The 8,057-nt window shown below is 72.0% G+C and carries 9 protein-coding genes and 1 pseudogene; 2 read left to right on the plus strand and 8 right to left on the minus strand.

From position 1 onward, the window contains the following. Nucleotides 1–114: 114 nt before the first annotated feature. From AC2CJA_RS20760 to AC2CJA_RS20770, 3 genes and pseudogenes are all read right to left on the minus strand, one after another. Nucleotides 115–336 (minus strand): annotated as a pseudogene (locus AC2CJA_RS20760) (mycothiol transferase); the annotation flags it as partial. A gap of 60 nt (nt 337–396) precedes the next feature. Then, nucleotides 397–1,023 (minus strand): restriction endonuclease, encoded by a 627-nt coding sequence (locus tag AC2CJA_RS20765; RefSeq protein ID WP_484604189.1) that lies wholly within the window; start codon nt 1,021–1,023, stop codon nt 397–399. A 449-nt stretch (nt 1,024–1,472) separates the two neighbouring features. After that, nucleotides 1,473–2,438 carry an alpha/beta hydrolase family protein gene (locus AC2CJA_RS20770; protein ID WP_484604190.1) on the minus strand — a complete coding sequence of 322 codons (966 nt, stop codon included), beginning with the start codon at nt 2,436–2,438 and terminating at the stop codon, nt 1,473–1,475. A 167-nt stretch (nt 2,439–2,605) separates the two neighbouring features. Here AC2CJA_RS20770 and AC2CJA_RS20775 point away from each other — a divergent pair, with 167 nt between their 5' ends. Next, nucleotides 2,606–3,202 carry a TetR/AcrR family transcriptional regulator gene (locus tag AC2CJA_RS20775; RefSeq protein ID WP_484604191.1) on the plus strand — a complete coding sequence of 199 codons (597 nt, stop codon included), beginning with the start codon at nt 2,606–2,608 and terminating at the stop codon, nt 3,200–3,202. A gap of 316 nt (nt 3,203–3,518) precedes the next feature. Here the strand turns inward: AC2CJA_RS20775 and AC2CJA_RS20780 are convergent, their stop codons facing one another. The 5 genes from AC2CJA_RS20780 to AC2CJA_RS20800 all read right to left on the minus strand — a co-directional run bounded on the left by AC2CJA_RS20780 (nt 3,519) and on the right by AC2CJA_RS20800 (nt 6,949). Further along, nucleotides 3,519–5,234, minus strand: coding sequence for a hypothetical protein (locus AC2CJA_RS20780; RefSeq protein ID WP_484604192.1), 1,716 nt, complete (start codon nt 5,232–5,234; stop codon nt 3,519–3,521). A 235-nt stretch (nt 5,235–5,469) separates the two neighbouring features. Further along, a complete protein-coding gene (locus AC2CJA_RS20785) occupies nt 5,470–5,799 on the minus strand; it encodes a hypothetical protein (RefSeq protein ID WP_484604193.1) in 330 nt (109 codons plus the stop codon). 239 nt (nt 5,800–6,038) lie between these two features. Next, nucleotides 6,039–6,278: a type II toxin-antitoxin system RelE family toxin gene (locus AC2CJA_RS20790; RefSeq protein WP_484604194.1), complete on the minus strand. Its 240-nt coding sequence runs from the start codon at nt 6,276–6,278 to the stop codon at nt 6,039–6,041. A gap of 45 nt (nt 6,279–6,323) precedes the next feature. After that, complete coding sequence (locus AC2CJA_RS20795) at nt 6,324–6,482, minus strand: hypothetical protein (RefSeq protein WP_484604195.1); 159 nt, start codon at nt 6,480–6,482, stop codon at nt 6,324–6,326. Between the two features lie 143 nt (nt 6,483–6,625). Next, entirely contained in the window at nt 6,626–6,949 is a 324-nt protein-coding gene (locus tag AC2CJA_RS20800) for an ATP-binding protein (RefSeq protein WP_484604196.1), read from the minus strand. Nucleotides 6,950–7,095: 146 nt separating this feature from the next. Here AC2CJA_RS20800 and AC2CJA_RS20805 point away from each other — a divergent pair, with 146 nt between their 5' ends. After that, nucleotides 7,096–7,971 carry a helix-turn-helix domain-containing protein gene (locus AC2CJA_RS20805; RefSeq protein ID WP_484604197.1) on the plus strand — a complete coding sequence of 292 codons (876 nt, stop codon included), beginning with the start codon at nt 7,096–7,098 and terminating at the stop codon, nt 7,969–7,971. Nucleotides 7,972–8,057 lie beyond the last annotated feature (86 nt).

Consider the following 8,057-nt stretch of genomic DNA (forward strand, 5'->3'; position numbering starts at 1 on the left):
GTCGCGACCAGTGCGAACAAAGGGACGCGCGCGTCCCTGACTCCTTGACCACCGGCAGAGCGAACGCCGGGGGGGGGGGAACCCCAGCGACCCCGCCGCCCCCGGCCTGCGCCACCGCCCCACCCGGCCGTCGACGCACTCGCGCAACAGGTCCGCGTGCCCGCGGTGGCGGGCGTACTCCTCGCCCCTGCGCACCATCAGCTCCCGGATCGCGGTCCCGTCCTTCCCCACGCGCTCGCCCAGGTCCGGGTGCCCGGCCAAGGCGGTATCGGCGGCGGCCTGTTCGCGCTCCAGGTCGGCGTACGCGGCGTCGACCACAGCCCGGTCCGCGACGGCCCGCGCCCGCCCCCGGTTTCTCCCGGGGCGGCTTCCCGGCCCGCCGGGCCCCTGGCGCGGTTACGCCCCGTAGGTGTTCCTCCAGCGCGCGCGGTGTTCCCGGTCGCCCTGGCCCGCGCCGTTGACGCCGGCCAGGGCGGGCAGGGAGGCGCCGTTGTTCCACAGGCCCAGGTGATCGCGGTGCACGGCCAGGATGCCGTGCTCCACCGCCAGTGCCCGGGACGGGGCGCTGAAGCGCGAGGTCGTCACGAAGACGGCCACATCGGCCCCGAAGTGCACCTTCGCACCCATCAGATCGCGCATCTCGCGACTGGCGATGGCGCGTTTCGGCGCGTACCGCTTGCACTGGACGACCATCGTGCGGCCGTCCGGCAGCCGGCCGAGCACGTCCGCGCCGTTGTCGTGGGATCCGCCCACGCGCCGGACCTCGGTGCAGCCGTCGCGACGGCACAGCTCTGCCACCAGCTCCTCGAACTCGGTGCCGGACATCGCGTCCACCTCGGCCAGGGTGCGATGTCCGGCCGCCATCGCGTCCGCCTGCCGCCAGGCCCGGTCCCCGCCGCGGAGGATCCGGTCGGTACGCCACAGCCACCACACCAGGCCGCCGAGCCCCGCGGCGATCCCGGCCCCCAGGAGGTAGGGCCAGACGGCCGACCAGGAGACGGTGAGCAGGAGCAGCACCGCCACGCCGCCGACGACCGCCGCCCTCTGCCGGGCCTCGCGCCTGCGCCGCGCCGCCGAGCCGCGTCCGCGCCCCCCGCGACCTTTGCGGCTCCCACGGCCTTTACGGCCTCCACCGCGAGCAGCCATCCCCGGCCCCCTCTCCCCTCACGTTTCGCGCAGCAGTCTGGGCAGCGGGGAGGCGGGCGCGGAAGGGCGCCCTTCGGCCATGGCCGGAAAACCATGCGGCCGTCCGGTTGGACGCGAGGCGTTCGCGCCGGAGACGGCACGTGACACGTGCCCGCCGAGAAGAGGGACTGCCGGGCACGGGGCCCGCCGCAGGGCGACCTGCCAGGCGCCCTGCGGCCCTGGGGACCGGCCACGGCGCGGCGAGACCGGTGAGGGCCGAGGGTTCCGGCACCGAGGCGCTTCGCACCGTGGCGGGGCCGGCCGGCACGGGGCGCGGTCGTCGGGGCCTACTTGGACTCGACCCGTCCCACCGGGGCGGGGCCGGTCGTCAGTTCCCGGCACGCGGTCCGCCACGCGGGGGCGCCGGGGTGGAGCCGGGTGTGGAGGTAGGCCGCGGTGAGCCGGGCGAGGGCGGCGACCCTCCGGGGGCTCTCGTCGGTGGTCTCGGCGGCGTCGTATCCGGCGATCCCGCCGAGTCCGTGCTCCGCGCCGAACAGGGTGAGCAGGGATTTGGGCCCGGGGGCGAGGACGTAGGGGTCGGCGTGCCAGTCCGGTCCCCTGTCCGTGAAGTGCCGGGGGTCGTCCTTGTCGCCTGCGACGACCAGCGCGGGGGTGGTCATGGTGGAGAAGTCGACGGCTCCGATGATCGGCCACTGTTCGGCCATGGGCCCGTTGAGGGCTTCGCCGCCCCCGCCGGGCGCGGCGAGCAGCACGCCGGCCTTGATCCGGGGTTCGAGGAGACGCACCACGTTCCCGGTGCCGGGGTCCCTCAGCCCGGCGCCCAGCAGGAGGGCGGCGGTGAAGCCGCCGAGTGAGTGTCCGGCGAGGCCGACCTTGGTGTGGTCGATCCGTCCCGCGAGCCGCGGCACGGTGCGCTCGACCAGGTCGAGCCGGTCGAGGATGTGGGTCATGTCCTCGGCGCGGGAGCGCCAGAAGTCGGGTGCGCCGGGGGCGTCGGCGACCAGGTGGCTCAGCGTCCTGGAGGTGAGGTGGGTGGGCTGGACGACGACCATCCCATGGGCGGCCCAGAAGTCGGCGAGCGGCGCGTAGCCGTTGAGCGAGGAGAGGTGGTTCGAGGGGCCGTGGCCGTGGGAGAGGAGGACGACGGGGAGACCGGTTCCGGTCACGGGTGCCGATACGCGCACCTGGAGGTCCACGGGGCGTCCGGGCACGGTCAGGGTCACGGGGCTGAAGGACAGGACCGGGACGGGCGTGTCCCGGGCGTCGGTGTCGATGGTGGGGGACGTGCTCACGATGTGGGTTCCCTTCGGTGGCGCCTGCGGCTCGCCGGTCTCCTGTGACCGACGGCGGGCAAGGCGGACAGGGGCGTCCCGGTTCGGCTAAACTGAAACGGAGCGCTGCTCCATTTATTATCCGGAGCACCGCTCCGCTTTGTCAATCGGCATGGAGGGAGTACCTGATGGCCGCCGACGGTCCCGCGGGCGAGCCGCCGTCCCGAGGCAGGCGGGCCGACGCCCGGCGCAACCGGCAGGCGGTGCTCACCGCCGCCGCCGAGGTGTTCGTCAGCTCCGGCGTCGATGCGCCGGTCCGCCGGATCGCGGACCGAGCGGGCGTCGGAATGGCCACGATCTACCGCCACTTCCCCACCCGGGCGGATCTCGTCACGGCCGTCTACCGGCACCAGATCGAGGAATGCGCCGAGGCCGGCCCGAACCTGCTGGCCGGCGCCGACTCCCCGTTCGACGCGCTGCGCCAGTGGATCGACCTCTTCGTCGACTTCCTCGTCACCAAGCACGGGCTCGCCGACGCCCTGCGCTCCGACGACGACCGCTTCGCCGCGCTGCACGCCCACTTCCTCGACCGCCTGCTGCCCGTCTGCACCCAACTGCTCGACGCCGCGGTCGAGGCCGGCGACATCGAGCCCGGTGCGCAGCCGTACGAGCTGATGCGCGGCATCGGCAACCTGTGCGCCGGACGCGACGACGACCCCCGCTACGACCCCCGGCGCCTGATCGCCCTCCTCCTCCGGGGACTCCGGCGGCCTCACGCCTCCTGACACCGGCACGAGGCGTGCCCCCGACCCCGGTGCGGCCGGCCGGACGACGTGGCCCGGACGACGTGGCGGAGCCCGGGAGTCGTATCCAGCTCCCGGGCCCCTGGGGATGCCACCCAGTTGCGCACGCCGGTGGCGTTCAAGAGGACGGATCAGTCATCATGCCGTCGTGTTCTGCCTTTGGACTACCGCACCGCGCAGGAGGTGCGGGCGAGAGTCGAACTCGCACCCGACGGCGTTCGTCCGTCCCCGGTCGATCCGGCGATCGGCGGCGATGCTGAGACTAAAGCGAGAGTCTGAAGACTGACCGCGGCTGCCTCTACCGTGCTGGGCTACCCCGGCCCGTCGGTGGCCGCCGCTGGAGCTCCTCGCGCTCCTCGTCCGGGATCGCCATCGACTCGGCGAGCACGGCGGCGAACGCGTTCACACGGGTGCTGTCGATGTCGGCGCGGAAGAGCCACCGGATACTCTCGTCGCGCGTGATGAGGTCGATCGCCAGGCGCGCGCTCTTGTCCTGTGTGCTCGCCGCCCGGACGTACCGCACCCGGTCGACCGGGATCTCCTGACGGATCTCACCCCGCTCCAGGAGTGCGTTCGCCCTGGTGACGATGATGCGGCGGTCCGTGACGGCGACCAGTGTCCTCGCCGCGGCCTTGTCCCTGTCCCTCGCCGCCGCCAGCTTCTCCCTCGCTCCGCCGACGATCGCGGAGATCGGGCCAAGGGCGTCGAGCTGGTCGGGGAAGCCGAGGACGCGGAGGGTCTCCCCGTCCTCGACAAACCATCGCAGGATGCGGAGGTAGGGCTCGAGATCCAGCGATTCGGGTGCGCAGACGATGTCCGGGGCGTCGAGCGGAGGGGTCGGCGGGCGAAGAGTGTCGGCAAGGGGCTCGATCGCCTCCAGAAGACGGGCGGAGGTCTGGCGGGCCGCCTTGGAGTCTCTGCGCTTCCCCGGCAGTGCCTGCGTCAGCGTCTCGCGTCCGGGAAGCTCGGCGACGACGCGCAGCTCCCGCGTCAGCGCGCCGACGAGGCGCGTCGTCTCGGCGAGGGCGGAGTCGAGTTCCGTGCGGGTGTCGCGCGCGATGACGTCGACGAGCCGTGCCTCACCGGCGTCCTCACCTCCCGCGACTCTCGCCTTCCCGGCGCGGAGCGCCTGGTAGCCGGTCCAGGCCTTGACGGAGGACAGGAGGGCGTGAGCGTCGAAGACGATCGCCTCGGCGTTCGTCTGGAGGTACTCGCGCAGGCGGCGTGTGTCGGGCTGGTCGATCCGCTCGACGTGGCCGCAGACGTTCCGCCGGTACAGGTCGAGCTGCTTGCCCAGCGCCGCCTCGTTGCCCGCGACGTTCTCCCACAGGGAGGTGGGGACCGATCCGATCTCTCGCGCCTGGTCGACCGCGCGGTCGACGGTGGTGACGAGCCCGGTCAGTTCGGCCCACTGCTCGTTGCGGATGGTGGCGAGCACCTGGCTGGTCAGAGCGATGTTGGTCCTGACCAGGCCCGTGATCTCGCTCAGCTGCATCTGGAGGGCGACCATGGCCAGCGCCGGCCCGATCGCGGCCACGGTCTGCGCCACGCTGACCGACGTCACGGGGATGAGGCGGGCCTGACCGACGATCTTGCCGTTGGCGAACACCGCTCCGAGGTTCGCGCCGTCCTTGACGGCGAGTGTTCCGCCGGTCTTCAGCAGGGCCTGTGTCGCGTCGCTGAGCCTGTAGAGGCCCTGCACTCCGGCAAACGCGTTCCCGAGGTTGCCGGCCACGGTCGCCGTGTTCGCGATCGAGGCCAGGGCCGAGGAGACCAGTTCGCGGTCGGAGGTCGGCACGAGCCCGAAGTCGACCAGGTCGGGCCTGAGTTCGGCCGGTACCTCACCGAGGACGACAGCGGTGCCCGGGAGCACCTCCACGAGGACCGTCGACGCCTCCGCCGAGTCCGCGTCCGGGCCGGGGGGCGGATCGTCCACACCGGGTGAGTCGGCGGTGCGGCTTTGGCCGTTCCGCCCGGGCTCGGCGGCCTCTGTCGGTTCCGAAGGGTCCTGCATCCGGGTTCCTCCCCACGAGGGCGCGCAACGGCCATGCGTCGCCGGCGTTCGCCGCCGAAGTCTACGGCCCGGCGGCCTGCGGTTCAGGCGCATCCCAACTCCCGTCGCGGTGGGGACAGCCTCTGCGACCCCGGTGAGGGCGAGGTCCGGTGGGGCGAGCGGGCCACCCGGTCCTCCATGGCGCCGGAGGCGCGGACCTCAACCCGGTCCCGTGCCCCGGCCGGGGTCCGCCCCTTCACTCGTCCACGCGGCGGCCCATACCCGGGTCGATGTCCTCGGCGCGCGGGGCGTTGACCATCCGCTGGTGCAGGTAGCGGCCGCGTATCTCGTCCGTGGTCAGCACTTCCCAGCCCTCGGGCAGTTCCTCGCCCGCCTGCTTGAGCTCGGCCGCCCACGCCTCGACGAGTTCCACCCGGGTCGTCGGCACCTGCAGGTCCGCCGGACGGGCCTCGCCGGCCATCACCGGGGGCGTCCCGTCCTCCTGGACGGACGCCACCGCGAGCCCCAGGGCGCCGCCCGCCACGAACGCCGCCAGAGCCAGGGCCGTTGTCTGCCTGCGTGTCATCCCGATCCCCTCACGAGCCGTACCCCTGTACCGTTGTACCGTGCCACAGCCTCGCGGACGGGGCGAAGGTCCGGCACCCGGTCCGCGCGCACCTCCCCGTTCGTGTGCGTCCTGTGTACGCGGCGACCCGGCCCTCACCCTTCCCCGGGGCCGGGAGGGGACCGAGTGGGTGCCGTTGGCACCGACCAGGACACACAGGGAAGCGCTGTCCCACCCACGCGACTCGGCAGGACGGGAGTTCAGGGAATCCTGCGATAGACATCGCGACGATTACCGACGGCCAGGACCCACACGATCAACTGGCCGTCCTCCACGGTGTACACGACGCGGTAGTCACCGATCCTGAGCCGCCAACTGGCGCTGTGGCCCTGCAGCGCTTTGCTGTCGAACGCCGTGGTGTCCTCCGAGTCCATCGCCTTTTGCAGTTCGGCGAGGCGGTGCAGAAGACGCGCGGCGTCGGCGCGCAGGGTCTTCAGCATGTCCCGCTGCATGTACGGGATGAAGGGCGTTGCACACCTCATGGATCAGTCCTTGTCGGCGCGGAGCAGCGCCGACATCTCCTGGAGCGAGACCGTCCCTTCCACGCCTTCGGACTCGGCCTCGTCGGCCGGCCGGTTGAGCCATGCCTCATCGACGTCTTCGGCAATCCGGCGCAGACGCTGATGCTCCTCGATGTCGATCACCACGCCTTCCTCTTTACCGCGCCGGTTTATGGTCGCCGGAGTCTCCCCCGCCGGGCACGGTTGATGATGTCGGTGAGATGGCCACGCACCTCAACCGTGGTCCCAACCACCGGATCACTCATGTGGCAGATGTACATGAGTGCTCACCGCTCCCCCGGCGCGTACTCCGCCCGGACGGTCTTGCCCGGCCCGTCCCTGCGCGTGTGCCAGTCCCAGCGCGTGGCCAGTTCCGACACCAGGAGCAGGCCCCGGCCCGACTCACGCGGGCGCTCGGCGTCCGGGGTGGTGGGGCACACCGGCAGGCGTTCGGCGCGGGTGTCGGTGACCTCGACGCACACGTGCCGGCCGCCGGGCGAGACGGGCCCTCTGGGCGTGGAGGTGAAGCGCATCCCGAAGACGCGGTCGCCGGGGCTGGTGAGCTGGGTGGGACGGGTGGCGTCAGCGGGGCTGCCGGGCTTGCTCGTCATACCAACCACGGTCCCCGCGGTGGCGCGGCGCGACCAGTGGTGACGCGGCTCGCGGGCCGCTTGTACGCGCGGTACGCGTGCGAGTACGAGCCATGCGGCGTGACCGCCTCCCGGGTAGGCGCGTTGGCCCGGTGAGGTGATGTTCGATGACGGAGCGTACGGACGGGGAGACCGCCCCGAGCGGCGGGGCGGTCGTGAACTTCGGTGACGGCTGGGAAGGCGACGACGGGCCCGGGCGGCGGCCGGAGGACGAGAGCGGGCGGGGTGTCGTCACCGCGTTCGGGCGGACCATGAAGGCCCTGCGGTCGCGGCAGGGGCTGGAGCGCGAGGAGTTCGGCAAGCGGATCGGGTGCTCGGCCTCGACGGTCGCCTCGTTCGAGCAGGGACGGCGGATCCCGTCACCGCGGACGATCGAGCGGGCGGACGAAGTGCTGGGCGCCGACGGGTTGCTGGCCCTGTGGAAGGAGGAGGTGGAGCGGGCCCAGTACCCGCTCTTCTTCCAGGGGATGGCGGCGCTGGAGAAGGAGGCCATCGAGCTGGTCATGTACGACACGCTCGTGGTCAACGGCCTGCTCCAGACCGAGGAGTACATGCGGGCGCTGCTCGGCATGCTGCGCCCGCCGCTGGACCCGGAGACCGTCGAACTGCGCGTCGCCGCGCGGCTGGCCCGCCAGGAACTCCTGGACCGGCGGCCCGCGCCGCTGCTCAGTTTCGTGATGGACGAGCCGGTACTGCGGCGCCAGTACGGCGGGAAGGACGTACTGCGCCGGCAGTTGGAGCACCTGCTCACAGTCGGCCAGAAGCAAAACGTCGAACTTCAGGTCATGCCGCTCGACTGTGAGGAAAGCTCCGGCGTGGACGGGCCGTTCACGGTCGTCACGCGCAAGGACGGCAGGAAGTTCATGTACACCGAGGCCCAGGGGACCAGCGCTCTTCAGACTGACCAGGAACGAACGGCGCTCGCACACGCGCGCTATGGGATCATCCGCTCACAGGCTCTCAGCTTGGCGTTTAACCTCTGAGCCGTTTCAAGCGGGCATGTTCGGTGAGGGTCTCGATACGTTTCACGGTTTTCCCGGGCTCGTATCGTCGGGCTGACCTGCGGTTT

Source organism: Streptomyces sp. ATLC9 (assembly GCF_057196705.1).